The 25,098-nt window shown below is 61.3% G+C and carries 13 protein-coding genes and 1 pseudogene; 10 read left to right on the top strand and 4 right to left on the bottom strand.

Annotation, left to right across the window (positions count from 1 at the left end; genetic code table 11):
• Window positions 1–9 precede the first annotated feature (9 nt).
• The 3 genes and pseudogenes from V1289_RS33790 to V1289_RS33780 form a co-directional block, all read right to left on the bottom strand.
• Window positions 10–486 carry a thiosulfate oxidation carrier protein SoxY gene (locus V1289_RS33790; protein WP_334402560.1) on the bottom strand — a complete coding sequence of 159 codons (477 nt, stop codon included), beginning with the start codon at window positions 484–486 and terminating at the stop codon, window positions 10–12.
• 158 nt (window positions 487–644) lie between these two features.
• Window positions 645–1,574: pseudogene (gene groEL / locus V1289_RS33785) on the bottom strand (chaperonin GroEL); the annotation flags it as partial.
• Between the two features lie 279 nt (window positions 1,575–1,853).
• The gene (locus V1289_RS33780; protein WP_334402558.1) at window positions 1,854–2,141 is read right to left on the bottom strand and encodes a hypothetical protein; all 288 of its coding nucleotides are present in this window, start codon (window positions 2,139–2,141) and stop codon (window positions 1,854–1,856) included.
• A gap of 458 nt (window positions 2,142–2,599) precedes the next feature.
• Here V1289_RS33780 and V1289_RS33775 point away from each other — a divergent pair, with 458 nt between their 5' ends.
• From V1289_RS33775 to V1289_RS33740, 8 genes are all read left to right on the top strand, one after another.
• Complete coding sequence (locus V1289_RS33775) at window positions 2,600–2,782, top strand: hypothetical protein (RefSeq protein WP_057855957.1); 183 nt, start codon at window positions 2,600–2,602, stop codon at window positions 2,780–2,782.
• 297 nt (window positions 2,783–3,079) lie between these two features.
• A complete protein-coding gene (locus tag V1289_RS33770) occupies window positions 3,080–3,487 on the top strand; it encodes a hypothetical protein (protein ID WP_334402550.1) in 408 nt (135 codons plus the stop codon).
• 208 nt (window positions 3,488–3,695) lie between these two features.
• Complete coding sequence (locus V1289_RS33765) at window positions 3,696–4,520, top strand: universal stress protein (RefSeq protein WP_334402548.1); 825 nt, start codon at window positions 3,696–3,698, stop codon at window positions 4,518–4,520.
• 492 nt (window positions 4,521–5,012) lie between these two features.
• Entirely contained in the window at window positions 5,013–6,077 is a 1,065-nt protein-coding gene (locus V1289_RS33760) for an IS110 family transposase (RefSeq protein ID WP_334402546.1), read from the top strand.
• A 739-nt stretch (window positions 6,078–6,816) separates the two neighbouring features.
• The gene (locus V1289_RS33755; RefSeq protein WP_334402544.1) at window positions 6,817–12,663 is read left to right on the top strand and encodes an AAA family ATPase; all 5,847 of its coding nucleotides are present in this window, start codon (window positions 6,817–6,819) and stop codon (window positions 12,661–12,663) included.
• Between the two features lie 930 nt (window positions 12,664–13,593).
• A complete protein-coding gene (locus V1289_RS33750; protein WP_334396467.1) occupies window positions 13,594–14,829 on the top strand; it encodes an IS701 family transposase in 1,236 nt (411 codons plus the stop codon).
• A gap of 499 nt (window positions 14,830–15,328) precedes the next feature.
• Window positions 15,329–15,484 carry a hypothetical protein gene (locus V1289_RS33745; RefSeq protein ID WP_334402542.1) on the top strand — a complete coding sequence of 52 codons (156 nt, stop codon included), beginning with the start codon at window positions 15,329–15,331 and terminating at the stop codon, window positions 15,482–15,484.
• Entirely contained in the window at window positions 15,481–16,032 is a 552-nt protein-coding gene (locus V1289_RS33740) for an AraC family transcriptional regulator (RefSeq protein ID WP_334402540.1), read from the top strand. Before V1289_RS33745 ends, V1289_RS33740 begins: the two co-directional genes overlap by 4 nt.
• A gap of 186 nt (window positions 16,033–16,218) precedes the next feature.
• Here the strand turns inward: V1289_RS33740 and V1289_RS33735 are convergent, their stop codons facing one another.
• The gene (locus V1289_RS33735) at window positions 16,219–17,511 is read right to left on the bottom strand and encodes a sensor histidine kinase (RefSeq protein WP_334402538.1); all 1,293 of its coding nucleotides are present in this window, start codon (window positions 17,509–17,511) and stop codon (window positions 16,219–16,221) included.
• Between the two features lie 193 nt (window positions 17,512–17,704).
• On the opposite strand from V1289_RS33735, the gene V1289_RS33730 reads away from it, so the two are divergent.
• On the top strand, window positions 17,705–18,769 hold the full coding sequence (locus V1289_RS33730) for an IS110 family transposase (protein WP_334402536.1): 1,065 nt from the start codon (window positions 17,705–17,707) through the stop codon (window positions 18,767–18,769).
• 772 nt (window positions 18,770–19,541) lie between these two features.
• On the top strand, window positions 19,542–24,989 hold the full coding sequence (locus V1289_RS33725) for a trifunctional serine/threonine-protein kinase/ATP-binding protein/sensor histidine kinase (protein WP_334407786.1): 5,448 nt from the start codon (window positions 19,542–19,544) through the stop codon (window positions 24,987–24,989).
• The last annotated feature ends 109 nt before the right edge of the window (window positions 24,990–25,098 follow it).

Raw genomic sequence — 25,098 nt, 5'->3', positions numbered from 1 at the left:
CGGGAGATCTCAGGCGCAGCCGTTGGTAGCCACCTCGACCCAGGTCTTGGTCATCAGGAGTGCACCGTCGTTCATTTCCGCCACCGCCAGGACGTCTTGCGGTCCAGCCAGGCGGATCCGTGTTGACACTCTCGGCTCGCTGCGCCGCGGCACAAAGTAAAAGCGAGCAACCTCAATGAGCGGATTGCGCGGCGCGAACACGCGGACATTACGCACGTGGTCCGCTTCAGTCATTGGGCTATCGATCTCGAAAGAGAGAGGTACCGTATAGCCGTTTGGGAACGTCCTCGGCATCACAAGGTGAACGCGATCCGATTCCACTGGAGTCTTTCCAGTGAGTTGCTTGATGACCGCAACATCATCGTCGCTGTCACTCGCGTCCAGCGGCGAAATGAAGACACCGCCCGCCAGTCCGCCCCCCGCCGCAGCGGCGGCCGTCAATACAGCACGACGCGTGAAGTTTGCCATATTGGTTTCTTCCACCACGCCAACCTCCTCGTGCCGACGTGGACTACCAACCAGGATAAGACACTATCCCACGTCCGGGCGTGCTCACAAGGCGAAGTTAGTGCGCTGACGTGACTTGCCGATCAGTGTTGACGGACCGCTCCTTGACTTGTGTCGGTTGTGCAACGCAGCGCCACTCAAAAGTCGATGTCGGCCCCATGGGGCGGGTGCGGGTGGCCAAGCGGCGCGGTGTTCTTAGTCGGCCGCTCTGCGACCATTGCCTCCGTCGTGATCAGCAGGCCCGCGATTGACGCGGCATCCTGCAAGGCCGTTCGAACCACCTTGGTCGGGTCGATAATGCCCTTGGTCACTAGATTGCCGAATTCGCCGGTCTGGGCGTCGAAGCCGTAAGCGTAAGTCTCCTGATCTAGTATCTTGCTGATCACAACCGAGCCGTCCGCGCCGGCATTGATGGCGATCTGGCGGGCCGGCCAACCCAGGGCCTTCCTAACGGTCTCGACCCCGTGTCGCTGATCCTCGTTTCCGCCTTTGAGTTTCCCCAGCGCCTTGACCGCACGTAACAGCGCAACTCCACCGCCGGGCAAAAAGCCTTCTTCGACCGCCGCACGTGTCGCATGCATTGCGTCATCGACGCGATCCTTCCGCTCCCTGACCTCGATCTCGGTGGCCCCGCCGACGCGGATCACCGCGACCCCGCCGGCAAGCTTGGCGAGCCGCTCCTGGAGCTTCTCACGATCGTAGTCAGATGTGGTCTCCTCGATTTGCATCCTGATCTCGGCAATCCGAGCCCCAATGTCGGCCCTCTTGCCGGCGCCGCCGACGATCGTGGTGTTCTCCTTCTCGATCAACACCTTCTTGGCACGGCCGAGCATGTTGAGCGTCACATGCTCGAGCTTGATGCCGAGGTCTTCGGAGACAACCGTGCCACCAGTTACTATTGCGATGTCTTGGAGGATCGCCTTGCGCCGGTCGCCGAAACCGGGCGCCTTGACAGCAGCGACCTTCAGGCTGCCGCGCAGTTTGTTGACGACAAGCGTCGCAAGGGCTTCGCCCTCCACATCCTCGGCGATGACGAGGAGCGGTTTTCCGCTCTGCGCGGCCGCTTTCCGATCCTGGCCGCCACGACGGGTCGCCCATGCGTAGGCGCATTGGTCAAGACGCCCAAGCAGCAGGCCGACTATGCGCCGCTCAGCGGGCTGCGCTCGCGATAGACCGGCACCTTGGTGAGGTCCGCTCTTGACCACATTGCGGACCTAAGTCGGACATCGCGCCAAGTGCGAAAAGTGCCAACAGGAGACGTGGAATTCGCGTCAACAAAATGAAAGAGGCCGCCAACGCGACGGCCTTAGAGCAGTGCAAACTCAATACCGAAGCGCCACAGCATTTCACTGCATAAGCATCAGCACGAAAATCCCAAGCAAGCCCACTAACCCGGTCGCTTGAGCCCAGTTGGGTTGAGGAGCTATGCTGTTGACTATGGAGAATACAAAAAATCCCAAGCAGTACATTAGGGCTAAGAAGGCTGACATTCTGTTAGATGCACCGCTGAGAACGACGCTAGCGAGCAAGTAAAAGGCACCGATCCCTATCGTGAGCGGGAAGCTTATGGTCAGAAGCACATAGCGCACTATGCCCTTCAGAAGTTGATAGTTAATGCGAGATTCTTTTGACATCCGGCTTTCCTGCTGCGGCATATTATAGATCAAAACCGGCCACCGCTGTTTTCAAACTAGGTCACCAAGGTCTGAAACAGGCCAGCACCTCCGCGCCCTTTGAAACGTATCGTGACCTTGGACCAATTTAGAGACATGGCGGTTCATTGGCCGAAATGTCCGGACCGGGTCAAAAACGGAAGTGGCCCCGCAGAACGGCATGTCCGTTCTACCCTCAAGAGCAGACATCGTCCGGCCAACCCGGCATGTCCGTTTCGTGCCAACAGCGGTCATTCCGCAACCGCGTAGATGAGTGCTGCCCTCACCGGGAAGCGAGGCGGCGCGTCGGGTGGAGCGGGCACAAACGCGGCAAGCCATTTGAAGCGCCTCGCCTTTACGTTTTCGGTACACAGGCTTGACCTTGACGCCCGCGCGTCGCAGACGCGGCTCGCGCGCCCAACAGGCAGGATCGATCTTTCATGGCATTCGTGCAGTTCACGCAACCGGACGATCAGCCCATCGTCATCAACACGGATAGGATCGTGACCGCCACACCACTGCCCGACGGACAAGGCACGCGCATCACTTTCAACAACGGCGGCCATCAGGACGTGAAGCAACTCATCGCTGACGTGCTGCGGCAGTTGAACATAAGCGCGTAGGCTCAGGACATCGCCGCCTTGGGCGAACCATTCCGCCGATCAAGTGAGATCGTGCACTTTCTTGAGTGCTGCCCAATGTCGCAGATGGGTGCTGTTTCTCAGGCGCGTCAGGTCGCGTATAATATAGTTGCCCTTAAAACGGGACAGCCGAAATCGCCGTCCGGGGCGAACGAGCAGCACTGATGCCATCGGCAGGCACAGACCGACGCTTTTTTCGGTTCGCACCTCCATTCACATTCCACGAAATGCGCGCGCCGCTTCTGCGGCGGCTCGTTTCATGACCTCAGGAGAAAAGCGATGAACGAGATCGATCGAAGGTCAGCATTGGGAATCGGGTTGGCAGCGGCTTCGGCGGCCATGATGAAGCCAGCCGCTGCTCAAACCACGGGCTACAAGGACACCACGCCGTGGCCAGGTGTCGTGGTGCGCGCTTACGATGGCGAGACACCATCCATCATCCCCGGTTTTAAGACCGTCTCAATGCGCGATGTCATTATGCAGCCGGGATCGAAGACTATGGGTCCCCCAATGATGAATGCCATGATCTGCCATATCCCCGAGGGGGAGCTTCGGATCGAGCAGGAGGGAAAGACCTTTACGGCCAAGAAGAACTTTGTCTGGACCTGCAACAAGGACACAAAGGAGCAGGCGCACAACGATGGGAATGCGGTCGCGATCATGCGGATCACGGACCTGAAGGCTTAAGGCTCGTTTCGTAAGAGACCGATTGCACCTGACCGTCATCTGGTGACGGCCGGATGAGGAGTGTCTCGAGAGCGCGCAGCGTGGACCCGTTTGCCTCTTTACTCGAATCGGCACGCAGCTCCCGGGACACGGGAATGGTGCGCCAGCCGGGATAAAGATGGGCGCAGGAAATCAGTGTAGATACGCGATCACCTAACTAGAGGCAGACATGATCAAAGATATTCTTGTCAACCTGTCTTACGGAACATCGCAAGATGGCGTCTCCGATTACGCCTTATCGGTTGCGGAAACATTCGGCGCACACATCGTGGGGACCGCCTTTGCCTACCCGGTAATGGCCAGTGGCGTTCGCTTGCCGGCTAACTTTATTCGAGCCCAGCAAGCAGAAGCTCAAGAACACGCAGAGTCCGTGCCCGCTGCGTTTGGCGAGGCGACGCGTCGCGCCGGCGTCTCAGCCGAAACGCGCAGGATTGAAGCTGGCATTGGCGACGTACCAACCCACTTTGCGCACATCGCAAGACGATTCGATCTTTCCGTCCTTGGCCAATTTGAGGGGGACAGGGATCATCCGACCACGAATAGCGTCATTGAGGCGGCGCTGTTCGAATCCGGAAGACCGGTGCTCATCGTTCCTTTTATTCAGAAGGATCGCCTCAAACTCGATCATGTCATGGTGTGCTGGGATGGCAGCCGGGCAGCCGCGCGAGCGGTCGCCGATGCCATGCCGTTTCTTACCCGCTCCGGCAAGGCGAGTATTGTTATTGCGGACATTCAGAGCACCAAAAGCGCAGACCTTCCGGGTGCGGATATCGCGACCCATCTGACCCGTCACGGAGTAAACGTCACGATTGAGCGTATTCCCGTCGGCAAGATCGATGTTTCAAATGCAATCCTGTCATATGCAGCCGATACATATCCCGATCTCATTGTCATGGGCGGGTACGGGCATTCCCGGCTGCGGGAATTTATTCTTGGCGGGACGACACGTGGTATGCTCGCGTCGATGACCAAACCGACATTGATGTCGCACTGATCGGATAGTCTTTGTTAAATCGACGAGCATCAATGTGTGTCGAGACACGTCGCAAAATGTCGGCACAACGCCCCTGCTGGTAGCATGCGGTTCCGGCGGCATGTTACTCGGGACAACGGCGATGAATTCAGCCGCGGTTCTTATGTCGGGCTGCCTTTTATGAATTCAACGGCGCGCGCGATCCTGAAGTGAGCGGCCGTCTTGAGCAGGCTATCGCGCGTGATCGAGGCGCTGGGGTCAAATCGCTGCGTCGCGACCATCACCCGAAGAGGATACGTGCTGGCTGCATGGCGACGTTTGGTGCCCTCTCCTGCCGCTAGATCACGGCAGGACCAAAGGGTGATTAGCAAGCAACAGAAACGCCCCGATTTTCAGGAAGTATCTCCCATGTTGCCTCAGGGGTTCGATGGCCGGTAATGGGATGGTCCGGCCGTGCTCCTGCCCCGCCAGCAAGCGAAGCTGGCAAGGGGCGCCAAAGACAAGGAGCACGCCATGTCTCAGATACCCAATACCGCGATCGCCGTGATCGGCATCGATATCGGCAAGAACGCGTTCCACGTCGTGGGCCACGATGCGCGCGGCGCCATCGTGCTGCGGCAAAAGTGGTCGCGTGGCCAAGTGGAAGCGCGGCTCGCCAATATGCCGCCCTGCCTGATCGGCATGGAAGCCTGCGTCGGCGCCCATCACCTGAGCCGCAAACTCGCATCGCTTGGCCACGACGCCAGGTTGATGCCGGCCAAATATGTCCGCCCCTATAGCAAGGGACAGAAGAACGACTTCAATGATGCCGAAGCGATTGCCGAAGCCGTGCAGCGCCCGACGATGAAGTTCGTGGCGACCAAGACCGCGGAGCAACTGGATCTGCAGGCACTGCATCGGGTGCGCGAGCGGCTGGTCTCGCAACGCACCGGCATCATCAACCAGATTCGCGCCTTCATGCTGGAACGCGGGATCGCCGCGCGCCAGGGGATCGGCTTCCTGCGCACGGAACTGCCCACCATCCTTGCGACGCGCACCGATGCCCTGTCGCCCCGCATGTTGCGTATCATCGAGGAGTTGGCAGGCGACTGGCGCCGGCTGGATCAGCGCATCGATGGCTTATCCGGCGAGATCGAAGCCCTGGCCCGTCAGGATCAGGCATGTTCGCGCCTGATGACGGTGCCCGGCATCGGGCCGATCATTTCGAGCGCCATGGTGGCCGCGATCGGCACTGGAGACGTATTCTCCAAAGGCCGCGACTTCGGCGCCTGGCTCGGACTGGTGCCCAAGCAGATCTCGACGGGAGACCGCACGATCCTCGGCAAAATCTCCAGGCGCGGCAATCGCTACCTGCGCGTTCTGTTCGTGCAGGCGGCATGGGTTGTGCTGGTCAGGATAAAGGACTGGGAACGTTACGGGCTCAAATCCTGGATCGAAGCCGCCAAGAGGCGGTTGCACCACAACGTGCTCGCGATCGCGCTCGCCAACAAGCTTGCCCGGATCGCCTGGGCGGTGCTGGCCAAAGGACGCGCCTTCGAGCTGACGAGGACCGACGATGCAGGCGTCCGACCCGCTTGATCCTCGCGCCGTGCTCGGCGCGGTCAAGGCGCAGCCTGGCAACGCCGGCGCCCGCCGCAAGCCAAGCGCGACGGCCGGCCTTGACCGCCCCTGCGCGCGACGCGATCGACGTTCTGCGGGCCGGGACGAAGGAACGGCCCTTGGCTCGAACAAAGGAACTGCGCGACATGAGGAGCAAGCGATGACGTAACCCTATCAACAGTTTCCAGCCGAGGTCTGCGAGAGGATGAGACGAGATGGAGGTTCGGTCTTCCGAGCGCGTGCGAACACTGGTGACCCAAATGGCCCAATCGAGGCCTGTCCGTTAATGAGAACGCACGCGCGCTGATATCCATGATGGCCCGGAGCACAACGCGCTCCAATCAGAGGCCGGATAGCATTGATGCAAGACCGCCGCCGCCAATTCGACGAAATCTTCTTGCAACGCACGGCCGGACTCGGCCGTCTACTTCTGGTCTGCCCCGATAAGCGGACAATCTCCGAGCCAATTGGCATGTCTCAAACGTGCCATCACCGGAAGTCAGTTGATTTATGGAACACTTCGTCAGCGCATTTTTGCCTCGACAAAGCATCTCGGCTTTGTGAGCAAAAGGCCAGCGCGGTTCTCGTCATCGTCTAGCCATAATATAGCACCGATGGTGATACGATCGCGTTTTTTGGCGTCTGTTTTTGGATTGACGGGCGAGAGCAAACGTAACCTAATCAACGTACTAGAGTAGTCCTCCTGGCGGAGGCCCTCGTGAACGAGCTCTCGAGCTACGTATTCTCGCCGCTGAGGGAGGGAGACATTGCTCTCTACCGAGGTTCCGGCAACGGCCTGGCGCCGATTCTGCTGGTTGCCGCGGAAGAAACCTCGCTCGGATGCGTCGAGCGGCTTGAAAACGAATATGCGCTCAAAGCCGAACTTGACGCTGAGTGGGCGGCGCGACCAGTCGCGCTGACGCACCACAACGGCCGCATGACGCTGGTGCTTGAGGATCCGGGCGGGACGCCGGTCGATCGACTGCTTGGCCAACCTCTGGACGTATCGCATTTCCTGCGCATCGCGATCTCTCTCGCGGGGGCGCTCTGCCGAGTGCATGAGCGAGGCCTTATCCATAAGGACATCAAGCCGGCAAATATCCTGGTGGACGCGGCAAGCGGCGGCGTGTGGCTGACCGGGTTCGGCATTGCCTCGCGTCTGCCGCGCGAGCACCAAGCCCCCGCCCCGCCAGAGGTGATCGCGGGGACGCTCGCCTACATGGCGCCGGAACAAACCGGCAGGATGAACCGCTCGGTGGACTCCCGCAGCGATCTCTATGCTCTGGGCGTCACCTTCTACGAGATGCTGACGGGGACACTGCCCTTCACGGCCGCCGATCCGATGGAGTGGGTGCACTGCCATATCGCGCGGCAACCGATGCCGCCGGATGAGCGGGTCGCGGGCGTCCCCGAGCCGCTCTCGGCAATCGTGATGAAGCTTCTCGCCAAGACCGGCGAGGAGCGCTACCAGACTGCCGCCGGTGTCGAGGCCGATCTTCGGCGCTGCCTGGCGGAGTGGGAGTCGCATGGCCGGATCGAGCCCTTCTCGCTCGGCGGTTGCGACGTATCGGACCGGCTGCTGATCCCGGAGAAGCTCTACGGCCGGGAGCGCGAGATCGACACTCTGCTCGCTTCCTTCGACCGGGTCGTGGCGAACGGCACACCGGAACTCGTGCTCGTGTCCGGCTATGCCGGCATCGGCAAGTCCTCGGTGGTGAACGATCTGCACAAAGTGATGGTGCCGCCGCGTGGCCTGTTCGCATCCGGCAAGTTCGACCAGTACAAGCGCGACATCCCATACGCGACGGTGGGCCAAGCCTTCCAGAGCCTTGTCCGCTCGCTCCTCACCCAGAGCGAGGAGGCGCTCGGCCGGTGGCGGGACTGCTTGCTCGAGGCACTGGGCCCGAATGGTCAGCTCATCGTCAACCTCGTTCCCGAGCTGGAGCTCGTGATCGGGAAACAGCCGCCGGTCGCCGACCTGGCGCCGCAGGATGCGCAGAACCGCTTCCAGATGGTGTTCCGGCGCTTCCTCGGGGTGTTCGCGCGCAAGGAGCATCCGCTCGCGCTGTTCCTCGATGATTTGCAATGGCTGGATGCAGCAACGCTCGACCTCATCGAGCATCTGGTCACGCACCCGGAGGTGCGGCACCTGCTCCTGGTCGGCGCCTACCGGGACAACGAGGTTGGCCCCGCGCACCCGCTCCTGCGGACTCTCGATGCGATCCGCGATGCCGATGTGAGAGTGCGTGAGATCGTGCTGGCACCCCTCGGGCTCGATGATGTCAACCGGCTCGTCGCCGACGCGCTCCACTGCGAGCCGGAGCGCGCGCGGCCCTTAGGGCAACTGGTGCAAGAGAAGACCGGCGGAAATCCGTTCTTCGCGATCCAGTTCTTTATCGCGTTGGCCGACGAGGGGCTGCTTGCGTTCGACCCGGTAGTGCCAGCTTGGCGATGGGACATGGAGCGCATCCGCGCCAAGAGCTACACCGATAACGTGGTGGATCTCATGGCCGGGAAGCTGAGGCGGTTCTCAGCCACTACCCAGGAAGCCCTGAAACAGCTGGCCTGCCTGGGCAACGGCGCCGAGATCGCCACTCTGTCCTTGGTTCACGGGGAAACAGAGGAGGCGATGCACGCGGCACTCTGGGAAGCTGTCCGCGCCGGGCTCGTGTTTCGCGAGGACAGCGCCTACAAATTCCTGCACGACCGGATCCAGCAGGCGGCCTATTCACTGATTCCCGACGAGCACCGTGCCGACATCCACCTGCGCATCGGCCGCGAGCTGCTCGCGAACATGACGCAGGACGATCTTGCCGAGCATCTGTTCGATATCGCGAACCAGCTTAATCGGGGCGCCGCACGGCTGATCGACCGGGACGAGAAAGCGCAGGTGGCGGCGATCGATCTGCGTGCCGGGCGAAAGGCCAAGGCGTCGGCGGCCTATGCGTCGGCGTGCATACATCTCGCAGCCGGCATGGGGCTGTTGGACGAAAAAGACTGGAGCAGCCAATACGAATTAATGTTCAGCCTGTGGCTCCAACGTGCGGAGTGCGAGTTTCTGACCGGCAACTTCGAAAAAGCCGAGCAACTGATTGTGGAGTTGCTGCAGCGCGGCGCGCCAAAAGTCGACCAGGCGGCCGTCTACCACCTGAAGGTCCAGTTGCACCTTCTGAGGTCGGAAGACGAGCAAGCTGTGGCCACCGCGCTCACATGCCTGCGCCTGTTCGGCATTGACCTCTCGGCACACCCGACCTGGGAGCAGGTCCAGGCCGAATACGAGACGGTGGGGCACAACCTCGGGGCGCGCCCGATCGAGCACTTGATCGATCTGCCGCTGGGAACCGATCCGGAACTGCGGGCGGCGATGGATATGCTCTCGGTCCTGATCACTCCCGCCTACTTTACCGACTTCCATTTTTATTGCTTGCTCGTGTGCCGCATGGTGAACCTCAGCATGCAGCACGGAACGAGCGGCGCTTCCGCGCATGCCTATGCCCGGCTTGGGACTATCCTTGGCCCGGCGTTCCACCGTTATCGGGAGGGTTATCGTTTCGCACAGCTCGCATGCGATCTTGTCGAGAAACACCGCTTCATCGCTTACCAGGCAAAGGTTCACCACGCGATGGGATGGCTTGCCCTCTGGACGCAGCCGATTGCGACGGCCATCGATTTCAATCGGGCGGCCTTTCGCGCCGCAAGCGAGAGAGGGGATCTGAGCTACGCCTGCTTGAGCATGTTCCAATCCCTCATAGGCCTTCTCCTCCGCAACGATCCGCTCGACGCGGCGTGGCGCGAGTCGGAGAAGAGCCTGGACTTCGCCCGCAAAGCCAAGTTCCGCCGCGCTGTAAACTTCACCGTGAGCCAGCAACGCTTTATCGCCACGATGCTGGGCCGGACCACGACCTTCTCCACCTTCAGCGACGCGCAGTTCGACGAGGCAACGTTCGAGGCGCAGCTGACTGGGGAGGCGATGAGCTTCGCCTGGCACTGGATCCTGAAACTCAAGGCGCGATTCCTGGCAGGCGACTACGCCGAGGCGCTCGCGGCAGTCGACAAGGCGAAGACGGTCCTTTGGGCTTCGCCCGCCCATATCCAGTTGCTCGACTACTTTTACTACACCGCGCTGACGGTGGCGGCACTCTACGAGAACGCTACTGATGACGAGCAGAGCAGATGGCGCGAACTCCTGACGGCGCACCGGGAACGACTGCGCGAGTGGGCCGACACCTATCCACCGACGTTCGCCGACAAGCACGCGCTGGTGGCGGCCGAGATCGCTCGCCTCGAAGGGCGAGACGCCGACGCAGTGCGTCTGTACGAGCAGGCCATTCAGTCGGCTCGCGAGCACAGCTTCGTCCAGAACGAAGGAGTCGCCCACGAACTTGCTGCAGGGTTTTACCTTGGCCGCGGGTCCACGACCGCCGCACGCGCCCATCTGGTGGATGCGCGTAGTTGCTTTGCGCGCTGGGGGGCGCTCGGCAAGGTGCAGCAACTCGACCAGCGCTACCCGTGGCTGTGCGAGAAAGCGACGCCGTCTCTGCCGCCGGCGACGATCGGCACACCCGTCGAGCAGCTGGATGTCGGGACGGCGGTCAAGGCTTCGCAGGCGGTGTCTGGCGAGATCGTCCTCGGTGAGCTCATCAAGACGCTGCTGCGGATCGCGGTCGAGCATGCCGGAGCCGAGCGTGGCCTGCTCATCCTGTTCTCGGGCGAGGAGGCAAGGATCGCGGCGGAAGCGACGACCGGCCGCGGCCAGGTTGAGGTCATGCTGCGCCAGACGGGCGCCTCACCGGCCGAGCTTCCCGAATCCATGCTCCATTACGTGATCCGGGCGCGGGAAAGCGTGATCCTTGATGACGCCTTGGCGCAGAATCCGTTTTCGGCTGATGAGTACTTCTGTCAGAAGCACACTCGGTCCGTCCTCTGCCTGCCCCTGGTGAAGCAGGCCAAGTTGATCGGGGTGCTCTATCTCGAGAATAAGCTGGCATCGCACGTATTCACGCCTGCCCGGATTTCGCTACTGGAGCTCTTGGCATCACAGGCGGCGATCTCGCTGGAGAACGCCCGTCTGTACAGCGATCTCCAGGACCGGGAGGCCAGGATCCGCCGCCTGGTTGACGCCAATATCATCGGAATCATGATCGGGGATGCTCGCGGCCATATCATCGAAGCCAATGAGGCTTTTCTCGACTTGTTGGGCTACGGCCGCGAAGACCTTGTCTCGGGTCGGATACAGTGGACGAAGCTGACGCCTGGCGAGTGGGCCGCCGCCGACCAGGATGCAATAGCCCAGCTGAGCGCGACCGGGGCCTGCAAGCCTTACGAGAAGGAATATTTCCGCAAGGATCGCAGCCGCGTGCCGGTTCTGGTCGGAGGAGCCTTTTTCGAAGGGAAACAAGACCAGGGGGTTGTCTTTGTCATCGACATGACGGAGCGCAAGCGGGCCGAAGAAGCGCTCCGCAAGAGCGAGGAGCGCTTTCGCACACTGGTACAATTCTCCTTCGACGTGTACTGGGAATCCGATGCGCAGCATCGCTTTATCCGTCAGGAGTTCGCCGAAGGCCTTGCAGACCCGCCGGCGCCGGGCTCTGAAATCGGCAAGACAAGGTGGGAAGTGCCCTACCTGGAGCCTGACGCGGAGGCCTGGCGCAAGCACCGGGAGACCCTCGAGGCCCACCTGCCTTTCCGTGACTTTGAGCTCGCGCGACCCGCCGCCGACGGCGGCAAGCGCTACATATCTGTTTCGGGCCTGCCGGTGTTTGATAAGGCGGGGCGCTTCAGCGGCTACCGAGGCGTCGCGCGGCACATCACCGAGCGCAAGCGGGCAGAAGCGGCGCTGCGGGACATGGAGATGGAGCTGGCGCACGCGAACCGCGTCGCCACCATGGGTCAGCTCTCGGCCTCGATCGCCCATGAAGTGAACCAGCCGATCACCGCGGCGGTCACATACGCGTTAGCCGCTCGGCGCTACCTAAGCGCGGAGCCACCGAACTTTCGGGAGGTAGATGACGCGCTCTCTCTTATTGTCAAGGAGGGGAACCGCGCAGGCGAGGTCGTTGGGCGAATCCGCGCGCTCATTAAGAAGGCGCCCGCACGAAGAGACGCCGTAGAGATCAACGATGCCATCCTCGAGGTTATTGCTCTCACCCGTACGGAGGCCGCAAACAATAGCGTCTCGGTGCGGACGCAGTTGGCGGAGGGCTTGCCGCGTGTCCAGGGAGATCGGGTCCAGCTGCAACAGGTGCTACTCAACTTGATCATCAATGCTATCGAAGCGATGCGCGACGTCGGCGAAGAGGAGCGGGAATTGCTCATCAGCACCCGTAACGAACCGGATGGCGTGTCAGTCGAAGTGCGGGATTCGGGTCCAGGCTTCGCGCCGGCGGCTCTTGAGTGCGTGTTCGAGGCCTTTTACACCACGAAACCGGGCGGTTTGGGGCTTGGGCTGTCGATCTGCCGGTCAATTATCGAAGCGCATAACGGACGATTGTGGGCCAGCGCAAACCTGCCCCGCGGCGCCAGCTTTCAATTCGCCCTGCCGGCGATCGCAAACACTGCGTCGTGATGCTGCACTCGTGAGCCGTCCTAAAGAACAGGCGACCGCGAGTTCTGCTGTGGGGTCATTCGCGTCAGTCTAGCCGCAGGCCAGCCATTTTCGCGGTAGGGACGCGAGTTACCTCGCGCCCACCGGGTCGCCGGAGGCGGTCGCCCGCCCCCGGCTCCCACAGAACGTGGCGTGCGGATTTCCCGCACCACGCTCTTCGGCAGTTGGTTCACAGCTTTCACTGCTATCTGTTCAAGTTTCGTTTCCATGGTCGGCTGATCTTCTCTCTGAGTAGAAGGCCGTAACTCCCGTTGCATGGAGCCCATGTCGCCCAAGAACAATTCAACTACCGCTGACCGCTTCCCCATGTAGCCGGCTCTCCCGACCGCAGAGTACTATCAGTCAGTCTGACTTCCACCCGGTCATCAGACCCTTCTCACCTCTTCGGCTTGGCAGGTCCTACAGACTTGCGCCTGAACCGGATGGATCTCCCTTGTTCGCGTTGCTTCCTTTGGTTGCATGCTGGCGGTACGAACCCCGGGAGCATCTCAGGCCGCTCGCTATAGCGCGGGCTGCGATTCCGCCTTCCCCTTTGCGGGATAGGGTCGGCTACTCCGATCACGATCGATTTCGGGGCTATGTTCCCGTTCACTGTCGTTCCGGCCTGCAACCTCCCTGTCTACGCTTCGCAACGGCCGTTACCGGACGCCACGCAAGACTCGGTTCGCGGCTGCTCGCTAAAGTTGCGCGGCCGTTTGGACCGGCTACGCTTCGTGACACAAGACCCATTGCGGAAGTGGTCGGTTTTAAGGGCGCGCGCCGTAAACCTTCGTATCGTTCCGTGGCCCCTTTGGATGCCCGACGATTACCTACGTTCAATTGAGCCGCTGATCGCGATCGTCTTAGCACTACAGTTGCCTTTTATGCAGTTTTCTGAATCCATGGGCAACCATGATTCGAAGATCGTGGACGCGGCCAGCGTCGATTGAAGAGACGCTTGCGCTGTGGGCGGCGTCGCTTCGTGAGATCAAGCAACGGATACGTCCGTTGTTCAATCAAGATCGTGTTGCGAGGAATGCAGGCTTGTTTCTGGAAAGCCTGCTCGGAGATGAGCAACGCAAGACCGGTTGGATGCGCGCGGAGGCAGCTGGCGATCCCGGTCCTTGGCGGCAACAGGCGATCCTGGGTCGCAGGGATTGGGATGCTGATGGTCTGCGCGATATCGTCCGCGATTATGTCATCGAGCATTTGGCGGATGACGATGCGGTGCTCGTGATCGACGAGACCGGCTTTCTCAAGCAAGGCAAGGCGTCGTGCGGGGTGGCGCGGCAATACACTGGTTCCGCCGGCAAGATCACGAACTGCCAGATCGGCGTCTTCGCCGCCTACGTGTCGCGCCACGGTCATGCGTTCATCGATCGCGCGCTGTATCTTCCGAAGGAATGGACCGACGATCCAGATCGTCTGGAAGCCGCATATGTGCCTCCCGGTGCCGGCTTTGCGACCAAGCCAAAGCTTGCAACGAGCATGATCGCACGCGCCATAGCCGCGTCTGTACCATTCAAGTGGGTTGCCGGTGATACTGTCTACGGTGTTGGCGATATCGAACAGCAATTACGCCGGGCAGGCAAAGGCTACGTGCTCGGGGTCAGCAGCGCTCATGTATTTCAATCCTGGGGCAAGCGGCGATCGGTCGCCGGCAAGGCCGCGGACATCGCTCGGACGCGGCGCGCGTCCGATTGGAAACGCCTGTCGGCAGGGGCCGGAACCAAAGGACCGCGGCTGCACGATTGGTGCTATCTCGAATTGGCCGATCTCGAGGTCGAAGAATTTTACAGCGCAAATCATGGTCTTTGGACACGAGGTCTGCTGATCCGTCGTCGTATCGCCGATGGCGATCTCGCCTTCTTCACCACCTGGTGTCCAGCGGGAACATCCATCGAAACGCTGGTGGCGGTCGAAGGCCATCGGTGGGCGATCGAGGACAGCTTTGAGACCGCGAAAAACGAGTTCGGGCTCGATCACAACGAGAGCAGATCCTGGCATGGGTGGCATCGCCACGTTTCCCTGGTGATGCTCGCCTTCGCCATGATGGCGGTGATCCGCCATCGCGCCAATTCGCCGCCGCCCAAAAAAACGAAACGCCGAACCACGGCAAAACTCAAAATATCACCAATCCGTCATTGATCCGTTGGTCAATCCAGGAAGTCCGCCGCATCGCCATCAGGCTCGCCCGAAAGCGGATCCAACCCGCACACATCATCGCATGGTCACTCTGGCGCAGAACTCACCAGGCCGCCGCCCAACGGGCCCACTTCAAAAAACGACAACTGTAATGTTAGGCTGCATGCGTTGGAAAAGCGCACAGCTCATGAAGTGCGACGGTAAAAAAGGATGATCGACGAACAGCGACGATAATACCAAGAGGAGACTACAATGCCCAATTGCTCCGATAGTCTTAGATCTGGCAGAGCCGCGCGATGCGCAGTTTGTGATGGCAAGTTTGGTCTCGTCCGGCACTACTCGTGGCGAACCCCGCTTTGTTCCAAGAAGTGCCTCGATCGCTTCAGAGCGCGCCGGGCAAGTGACCGCAGTTGGCTGCCCTGGCTCCACATCGCCTTAGGCCAGGCGCCAGAGAACCGCGCGAGCGCTCTATGACGTTCAGACGCAAGGAGAGCCGCGTCACATGACCATTATCACCGGATTGCTATTCGAGATGATCTCCCCGTCCTGGGGGCCGATCTGGAGCGCGCTGGCGGTAGGCTATGCCGTGATTGGCTTGGATGGCCAGGTTTATCTGACAGATGCGGGCGCGGAATATCTGGCTTGGGTGGGAGCGTGAGCTTCATCACGACGGCTGCGGACCAGTTCGACGATACTCCGTCGCCAACCGACCTGCAGCAGTTCGTCTATCTGGTCGAGCTTCTTGAGACAACGAAGCGTGAGCTCGAGCGCGACCGCGAGGCGGCGAAGGCGTCGCTGGCCAAAGCGTCAATCATCCTGCAATCGGAGACCGCGCGTGGTTCAGGCGCTAACGGGTCGAAAGCGGGCGCGTTGGCGGGCTGGCAGATAGCGCGGGTTCAAGCTTTCATCGACGAGAATCTGGACTGCACCATCCACATACGGGATCTCAGCGCCGTAGCGCGGATAAGCGCAGCACATTTCTCGCGGTCCTTCAAACGAGCGGTCGGAGAACCACCGCATGCCTACCTGATGAGAAAGCGCCTGGAGAGAGCCTGCCACCTGATGATGACCGGTGCGGCATCACTGAGCGAAATAGCCTTCAGTGTAGGCTTTTCAGATCAAGCACATCTATGCAGGCTTTTCAGGCAGGCCTTTGGTCAAAGGCCGGCCGACTGGCGACGCGACTTTGAGAGCCGGCGCGGATGAGGACCATCCAATAATGGGCGGTCAGAGCAGGAAAGTCACAGGAGGATATTGGTCTGCTGGGTGTCAAACTGCGAAGAACTCAGTGTGAGCATATGTTTTCCGCTTTGCCCTCGAACTCGGACATTGCTCGACCCAGCCGGCATGTCTCAAACGTGCCAATAAGCGACATCGATTACGGATGGCGGCTCAGTCAGCGGGGATCGTAAACTGAAAGAGAGCACCCTGCGGTTCGCACCGGATCGCCCACAGCCGTCCGCCGTGGGCTTCGATGATCGAGCGGCAGATAGATAGGCCCATGCCCATGCCCTCGGGCTTGGTCGTGTAGAATGGCTCGAACAGACGCGAGCGGCTCTCCGGGCTCAGCCCCGGCCCGGTGTCCCGCACCCCGACGCGCACGCTACCTTCGGACGGAACGGCATCGATGCTGATCTGTAATTCGCGCGGGCTTTCCCCAATTCCACTCATGGCCTGAATGGCGTTAATGATTAAGTTCAGCATCACCTGTTGCAGTTGGACCCGATCGCCCTGGACACGCGGCAAGCCCTCCGCAAATTGCGTCCGCACCGACACGCTATTGTTTACGGCCTCTGCACGGGTGAGAGCAATAACCTCAAGGAGGGCATCATCGATCGCTACGGCGTCCTTTCGTGCGGGCACCTTCTTAACGAGCGCACGAACTCGCTCGACAACCTCGCCTGCGCGATTCCCCTCCTTGACAATCAGAGAGAGCGCGTCATCCACCTCGCGAAAATTCGGTGGATCCGCGCTTAGGAAACGCCGAGCGGCCAACGCGTATGTGACGGCCGCTGTGATCGGCTGGTTCACTTCATGGGTGATCGAAGCCGTCAACTGACCCATCGTCGCGACGCGGTTGGCATGCGCCAGCGCCATCTGCGCCTCGCGATATTGCCGCTCGAGGCGGGTGCTCTCCAAGGCAATGGTGGCTTGCGCAGCGAAGTCCATGAATAGGGAAATCTGTTTGTCAGTGAACGGCTGCACCTGTTTGCGGCCCAGAGTAATTGTCCCAACTATCTTATTGTCTTTGAGCAACGGCACAATCAGGGTAGCTCGATAACCTGCGTTCACCGCCGTGATCCAAGAACCATCCCGATGATCGATTTCAAGTGCTGCCAAGTCGGGGATGTGAGCGGGTAACCTGCTTGTGGCTATTCGACTCTGTAAGCTCCCCTTTTCTGCAAGCGCGGGGAATGATGACCACAGGTGACTAACCAAAAGGGGGTCCCCTCGCATCGCCACTAGACGAAGGCCTCTTTCTTCGGAGAGACGTAAGGTGACTACGTCTGCTCGACAGAGACGTGTGGAGCTGTCGAGGATGGCGTCGAAGATGGGCTGCAAGTCGTGCGGCGAGTTCGCAATGGCGCGCAGCACTTCCGAGATGGCCGTCTGTTGCTCGATGAGTTCGGTCACCCGATCTTGCAGCTCAGAAGCGGTGCTTTCTTCGTGGGTACTCTCGTTCATGCGGAGCAGTTCCTCGGCCTAAACTGTGAGGGGCAGCATAACAACTCCAGCCGCAGTTCGCGACAGCTCTCATGGCCGTCCATACCGAAGAAGTGGCCAAACATCCAAGGTCGGCTAATGGGATGGTCCGGCCGTGCTCCTGCCCCGCCAGCAAGCGAAGCTGGCAAGGGGCGCCAAGGACAAGGAGCACGCCATGTCTCAGATACCCAATACCGCGATCGCCGTGATCGGCATCGATATCGGCAAGAACGCGTTCCACGCCGTGGGCCACGATGCGCGCGGCGCCATCGTGCTGCGGCAAAAGTGGTCGCGTGGCCAAGTGGAGGCGCGGCTCGCCAATATGCCGCCCTGCCTGGTCGGCATGGAAGCCTGCGTCGGCGCGCATCACCTGAGCCGCAAACTCGCATCGCTTGGTCACGATGCCAGGTTGATGCCGGCCAAATATGTCCGCCCCTATAGCAAGGGACAGAAGAACGACTTCAATGATGCCGAAGCGATTGCCGAAGCCGTGCAGCGCCCGACGATGAAGTTCGTGGCGACCAAGACCGCGGAGCAACTTGATCTGCAGGCACTGCATCGGGTGCGCGAGCGGCTGGTCTCGCAACGCACCGGTATCATCAATCAGATTCGCGCCTTCATGCTGGAACGCGGGATCGCCGCGCGCCAGGGTATCGGCTTCCTGCGCAAGGAGCTGCCCACCATCCTTGCGACGCGCACCGATGCCCTGTCGCCCCGCATGTTGCGTGTCATCGAGGAGTTGGCAGGCGACTGGCGCCGGCTGGATCAGCGCATCGATGGCCTCTCCGGCGAGATCGAAGCCCTGGCCCGTCAGGATCAGGCATGTTCGCGCCTGATGACGGTGCCCGGCATCGGGCCGATCATTTCGAGCGCCATGGTGGCCGCGATCGGCACTGGAGACGTATTCTCCAAAAGCCGCGACTTCGGCGCCTGGCTCGGACTGGTGCCCAAGCAGATCTCGACGGGAGACCGCACGATCCTCGGCAAAATCTCCAGGCGCGGCAATCGCTACCTGCGCGTTCTGTTCGTGCAGACGGCATGGGTTGTGCTGGTCAGGATAAAGGACTGGGAACGTTACGGGCTCAAATCCTGGATCGAAGCCGCCAAGAGGCGGTTGCACCACAACGTGCTCGCGATCGCGCTCGCCAACAAGCTTGCCCGGATCGCCTGGGCGGTGCTGGCCAAAGGACGCGGCTTCGAGCTGACGAGGACCGATGATGCAAGCGTCCGATCCGCTTGATCCTCGCGCCGTGCTCGGCGCGGTCAAGGCGCAGCCTGGCAACGCCGGCGCCCGCCGCAAGCCAAGCGCGACGGCCGGCCTTGACCGCCCCTGCGCGCGACGCGATCGACGTTCTGCGGGCCGGGACGAAGGAACGGCCCTTGGCTCGAACAAAGGAACTGCGCGACATGAGGAGCAAGCGATGACGTAACCCTATCAACAGTTTCCAGCCGAGGTCTGCGAGAGGATGAGACGAGATGGAGGTTCGGTCTTCCGAGCGCGTGCGAACACTGGTGACCCAAATGGCCCAATCGAGGCCTGTCCGTTAATGAGAACGCACGCGCGCTGATATCCATGATGGCCCGGAGCACAACGCGCTCCAATCAGAGGCCGGATAGCATTGATGCAAGACCGCCGCCGCCAATTCGACGAAATCTTCTTGCAACGCACGGCCGGACTCGGCCGTCTACTTCTGGTCTGCCCCGATAAGCGGACAATCTCCGAGCCAATTGGCATGTCTCAAACGTGCCATCACCGGAAGTCAGTTGATTTATGGAACACTTCGTCAGCGCATTTTTGCCTCGACAAAGCATCTCGGCTTTGTGAGCAAAAGGCCAGCGCGGTTCTCGTCATCGTCTAGCCATAATATAGCACCGATGGTGATACGATCGCGTTTTTTGGCGTCTGTTTTTGGATTGACGGGCGAGAGCAAACGTAACCTAATCAACGTACTAGAGTAGTCCTCCTGGCGGAGGCCCTCGTGAACGAGCTCTCGAGCTACGTATTCTCGCCGCTGAGGGAGGGAGACATTGCTCTCTACCGAGGTTCCGGCAACGGCCTGGCGCCGATTCTGCTGGTTGCCGCGGAAGAAACCTCGCTCGGATGCGTCGAGCGGCTTGAAAACGAATATGCGCTCAAAGCCGAACTTGACGCTGAGTGGGCGGCGCGACCAGTCGCGCTGACGCACCACAACGGCCGCATGACGCTGGTGCTTGAGGATCCGGGCGGGACGCCGGTCGATCGACTGCTTGGCCAACCTCTGGACGTATCGCATTTCCTGCGCATCGCGATCTCTCTCGCGGGGGCGCTCTGCCGAGTGCATGAGCGAGGCCTTATCCATAAGGACATCAAGCCGGCAAATATCCTGGTGGACGCGGCAAGCGGCGGCGTGTGGCTGACCGGGTTCGGCATTGCCTCGCGTCTGCCGCGCGAGCACCAAGCCCCCGCCCCGCCAGAGGTGATCGCGGGGACGCTCGCCTACATGGCGCCGGAACAAACCGGCAGGATGAACCGCTCGGTGGACTCCCGCAGCGATCTCTATGCTCTGGGCGTCACCTTCTACGAGATGCTGACGGGGACACTGCCCTTCACGGCCGCCGATCCGATGGAGTGGGTGCACTGCCATATCGCGCGGCAACCGATGCCGCCGGATGAGCGGGTCGCGGGCGTCCCCGAGCCGCTCTCGGCAATCGTCATGAAGCTTCTCGCCAAGACCGGCGAGGAGCGCTACCAGACTGCCGCCGGTGTCGAGGCTGATCTTCGAAGATGCCTCGCAGACCTGGAGTTATATGGCCGCATCGACCGGTTCGCGCTTGGCGAGCACGACTCTTCGGATCGGCTGCTGATCCCGGAGAGGCTTTACGGCCGGGAGCGTGAGATTGACGCGCTGATCGCAGTCTTCGACAGAGTTGTGGCCCAGGGCACGCCGGAACTTGTGCTCGTGTCCGGCTATTCTGGAATCGGCAAGTCCTCGGTGGTGAACGAACTGCACAAGGTGCTGGTACCGTCGCGCGGCCTGTTCGCGTCCGGCAAGTTCGACCAGTATAAGCGTGACATCCCGTACGCGACACTGGGCCAAGCCTTCCAGAGCCTTGTCCGCTCGCTCCTCAGCCAAAGCGAGGAGGAGCTTGGCCGCTGGCGAGCCTCCCTAATCGATGCGCTGGGCCCCAATGGTCAGCTCATCGTCAACCTCGTTCCCGAGCTGGAGCTTGTGATTGGAAAACAGCCACCGGTCGCGGATCTGCCGCCGCAGGACGCGCAGAGCCGCTTCCAGCTGGTGTTCCGGCGCTTCCTCGGGGTGTTCGCGCGCAAGGAGCACCCGCTCGCGCTGTTCCTGGATGATTTGCAATGGTTGGATGCAGCAACGCTCGACCTGCTGGCGCATCTGGTTACGCACTCGGAAGTGCGGCACCTGCTGCTGGTCGGGGCCTACCGGGACAATGAGGTCGGCCCTGCGCACCCGCTTCTGCGGACGCTGGAGGCGATCCGCACGGTCGAAGCGAGGGTGCATAAGATCGTGCTGGCGCCCCTCGAGCTCGACCATGTTGGCCGGCTCATCGCCGACGCGCTCCACTGCGAGCCCAAGCGCGCGCGGCCATTGGCGGAGCTAGTGCAGGAGAAGACCGGCGGCAATCCGTTCTTCGCGACCCAGTTCTTCATCGCGTTGGCCGACGAGGGGCTGCTCGCATTCGACCCAGTCGCGTCAGCGTGGCAATGGAACATGGATCGCATCCGCGCCAAGAGCTACACCGATAACGTGGTGGATCTTATGGCCGGGAAGTTGACCCGCCTGCCCGTCGAGACCCAGGCTGCGTTGCAGCAGTTCGCCTGCGTCGGCAACGTCGCCGAGATCACGATGCTTTCGATCGTTCTCGGGAGATCGAATGACGCGGTCCGTTCGGATCTCTGGAGCGCCGTTCGTCTGGGGCTGGTCGAGCACTTGGAGGGCTCGTACAGGTTCATCCACGACCGTGTCCAGGAGGCCGCCTATTCACTTATACCGGAACAGTTGCGCGCCGGGGCGCACCTGCGGATCGGAAGGCTGCTCGCGGTGCATACCCCTGCGGAAAAGCGCGAAGAGGCCATCTTCGAAATCGTCAATCAGCTCAACCGCGGCGCCGCCTTGATCACCTCACGAGACGAGCGTGAGCAGCTGGCCGAGTTCAACCTGCTCGCGGGCCAGTGCGCCAAGGCTACTACCGCCTACGCCTCGGCGCTCACCTATCTCACCGCCGGTGCGGCACTGTTGCCGGAAGACTCGTGGGAGCGCCGGCACGAGCTCACCTTTGCGCTGGAGCTGCACCGGGCCGAATGCGAGTTCCTCACCGGCGCGCTGGCGGCAGCGGAGCAGCGCCTGGCGGCGCTGTCAATCCGCGCCGCAAATACCGTGGAACGTGCCACGGTCGCCTGCTTGCGCGTGGATCTGTACACGACCCTCGATCAGAGCAGCCGCGCCATTGCCGTCGGTCTCGACTACCTTCGGCATCTGGGCATCGACTGGTCGCCGCATCCGACAGACGAGGAAGTGCGACGAGAATACGAGCGGATTTGGTTACAGCTCGGGACCCGCGCGATCGAGGAGCTCATCGATCTGCCCTTGATGAGCGACCCGGCATCCCTCGCAACTCTGGATCTTCTGACGAGGGTGGTGCCGCCGGCATTGTTTACGGATGCGAACTTTCTTTCGCTGGTCATCTGTCGGATGGTTAATCTCAGCCTCGAGCGCGGCAACAGCGACGGTTCGTGCTTCGCCTATGTATGGCTTGGCGTCATAGCCGGACCGCACTTCGGCAACTACAAGGCCGGATTTCGATTCGGTCGGCTCGGCTATGAACTGATCGAAAAACGCGGATTGAAACGGTTCCAGGCCAGGACCTGTATGGTCTTCGGAAATCTTGTCGTGCCATGGACGAAACATGTCCGGGCTGGCCGGGATTTGCTGCGCCGTGCTTTCGAGGCCGCGAACAAGACCGGCGACCTCACGTTTGCGGCCTATAGCTGCCAGGCCCTGAACAGAAACCTTCTCGCGGCAGGAGACCCGCTCGCTGAGGTGCAACGTGAAGCCGAGAATGGGCTCGATTTTGCGCGGAGAGCTCGGTTCGGTCTCGTCATCGATGTCATCACCTCGCAGCTCGGGCTTATCCGGACCCTTCGTGGCTTGACGCCGGAATTCGGCTCCTTCAACGACGAGGAATTCGATGAGCTCCTGTTCGAACGCCGTTTAGCGGGCGACACAAGTTTGGCGGCACCTGAGTGCTGGTACTGGATCCGGAAGCTGCAAGCTCGCTTCTTTGCCGGCGACCATGCTTCGGCCCTCGATGCCTCATTGAAGGCGCAACGGCTGCTGTGGACGTCACCGTCACATTTTGAAACGGCGGAGTACCACTTCTATGGTGCGCTTTGCCAAGCGGCGTGCTGCGATTCCGCGTCCCCCGACCGGCGCCGACAGCATGTCGAGGCTCTGGCCGCCTTCCACAGGCAGCTCGAAATATGGGCGGAGAATTGCCCGGACAATTTCGAAACTCGCGCCGCGCTGGTCAGCGCCGAGATTGCTCGCATCGACGGCCGCGATGTTGACGCGATGCACCTCTACGAGCAGGCCATTCGCTCGGCCCGCGCAAACGGCTTTATTCACAATGAGGCGCTCACCAATGAACTCGCCTCCCGCTTCTATGCGGCGCGTGGCTTCGAGAAGATTGCCCGTGTGTATTTGCAGGACGCCCGCTACGGCTATCTTCGCTGGGGAGCCGATGGCAAGGTGCGGCAACTCGAGCAGCATCATCCGCATCTCCGCGACGCACCAGTCCCTGCATCTCCTACCGCTACCATTGGCGCGCCCGTCGGGCAGCTGGATGTCGGGGCGGTGCTCAAGGCCGCGCAGGCGGTGTCCGGCGAGATCCTCCTCGGCAAGCTCATCGAGACACTCCTGCGGATCGCGGTCGAACATGCCGGCGCCGAGCGTGGCCTGCTCATCCTGTTCCCGGGCGACGAGCCACGGATCGCGGCGGAAGCGACGACCGGCCGCGGCCAGGTCGAGGTCACACTGCGCCAGATGCCCGTGTCACCGAGGGAACTTCCCGAATCCGTGCTCCATTACCTGATCCGGACGCGGCAAAGTGTGATCCTGGATGACGCCTTGGCGCAGAATCCGTTCTCGGCAGATGAGTACATCTGTGAGAAGCACGCCCGGTCGGTCCTCTGCATGCCCCTGGTGAAGCAGTCCAAGCTAACCGGGGTGCTCTACCTCGAGAACAACCTGGCATCGCACGTGTTCACGCCCGCTCGGATCTCGGTACTGGAACTGCTGGCGTCGCAAGCCGCGATCTCGCTGGAGAACGCCCGTCTGTACAACGATCTTCAGGAACGGGAGGCCAGGATCCGCTGCCTGGTCGATTCGAACATCATCGGGATCTTCATCTGGAATTTTCAGGGCCGGATCATCGATGCCAACCAAGCCTTTCTCGATATTGTCGGATATGCCCGGGAAGATCTCGTCTCGCGTCGGCTGCGATGGACGGAGCTGACGCCAGCCGAATGGCGCGACGCCGACGAACAGGCCATCGCAGAGCTGAAGGCGGCTGGAACCGTCCATCCGCGTGAGGAAGAGTATTTTCGCAAAGACGGCAGCCGCGTGCCGGTTCTGGTCGGCGCGACGACGTTCGGCGACCACCAAGACGAGGGCGTCGCCTTCGTGCTCGATCTGACGGAGCGCAAGCACGTCGAGGGGGGGTTGCGCAAAGCGCAGGCGGAACTCGCACATGTAATGCGTGTGACGACGCTGGGCGAACTGACAGCCTCGATCGCCCATGAAGTGAACCAGCCGCTCGCCGCCGTCGTCACTAACGCCGCGGCTTGCCTGCGTTGGCTCGACCGCGAAACTCCCGACCTGGAAGAAGCGCGCCGCACGGTGGAGTCGATTATTAATGACGGCAATCGGGCGGGCGAAGTAATCCAGCGCGTCCGTGCGCTCGCGAACAAGACTGACATCGAGAAAGTGCCGCTCGAGGTCAATGACGTCGTTAGGGAGGTCATCGCGCTGGTGCAGCGCGAGTTAATCAGCCACCAGGTGTCATTGCGAACGGAGTTCGCACCCGTTCTACCCATGATCCTGGGTGATCGGGTCCAATTGCAGCAGGTGATTATTAACTTGCTGATGAATGGCATTGAAGCCATGCAATCGGTCACAGATCGGCCGCGCGAACTGGTGATCCGATCAGCCCAGGACGCGACACGCCGAGTGCTCGTAAGTGTGACGGATAGCGGCGTCGGGATCGCCGCCGAGGATGCGGACCGGCTGTTCAACGCCTTCTTCACCACCAAATCCAGCGGCATGGGCATGGGGCTCTCGATTTGCCGTTCGATCGTGGAAGCTCACCGTGGCCGGCTGTGGGCCACGGCAAATGTACCCCACGGTGCCACCTTCCAGTTCACCCTGCCGGCGAACACAGACACTGCGCCGTGAGGCTGCGCCCGTAAGCCGTCCAAAGAACAGGCGGCCCGGCCGCTCGTTCAGCTCTGGGTCAAACGCGCCGTTTTGACCCTCTGCCAGCCACTTCCGGTCTGCCCCGATT

The organism is Bradyrhizobium sp. AZCC 2289 (genome assembly GCF_036924615.1).
GTDB lineage: Bacteria > Pseudomonadota > Alphaproteobacteria > Rhizobiales > Xanthobacteraceae > Bradyrhizobium.
The sequence above is the reverse complement of the archived record's forward strand: the minus strand, read 5'-3'. Positions and strand labels throughout refer to the sequence as shown.

Coding starts and splice junctions, on each gene's coding strand:
- V1289_RS33765 (WP_334402548.1), top strand. CDS start 3,696: ATGATCAAAGATATTCTTGTCAACCTGTCTTACGGAACATCGCAAGAT.
- V1289_RS33780 (WP_334402558.1), bottom strand. CDS start 2,141: ATGTCAAAAGAATCTCGCATTAACTATCAACTTCTGAAGGGCATAGTG.
- V1289_RS33775 (WP_057855957.1), top strand. CDS start 2,600: ATGGCATTCGTGCAGTTCACGCAACCGGACGATCAGCCCATCGTCATC.
- V1289_RS33735 (WP_334402538.1), bottom strand. CDS start 17,511: ATGAACGAGAGTACCCACGAAGAAAGCACCGCTTCTGAGCTGCAAGAT.
- V1289_RS33770 (WP_334402550.1), top strand. CDS start 3,080: ATGAACGAGATCGATCGAAGGTCAGCATTGGGAATCGGGTTGGCAGCG.
- V1289_RS33730 (WP_334402536.1), top strand. CDS start 17,705: ATGTCTCAGATACCCAATACCGCGATCGCCGTGATCGGCATCGATATC.
- V1289_RS33760 (WP_334402546.1), top strand. CDS start 5,013: ATGTCTCAGATACCCAATACCGCGATCGCCGTGATCGGCATCGATATC.
- V1289_RS33745 (WP_334402542.1), top strand. CDS start 15,329: ATGACCATTATCACCGGATTGCTATTCGAGATGATCTCCCCGTCCTGG.
- V1289_RS33750 (WP_334396467.1), top strand. CDS start 13,594: ATGATTCGAAGATCGTGGACGCGGCCAGCGTCGATTGAAGAGACGCTT.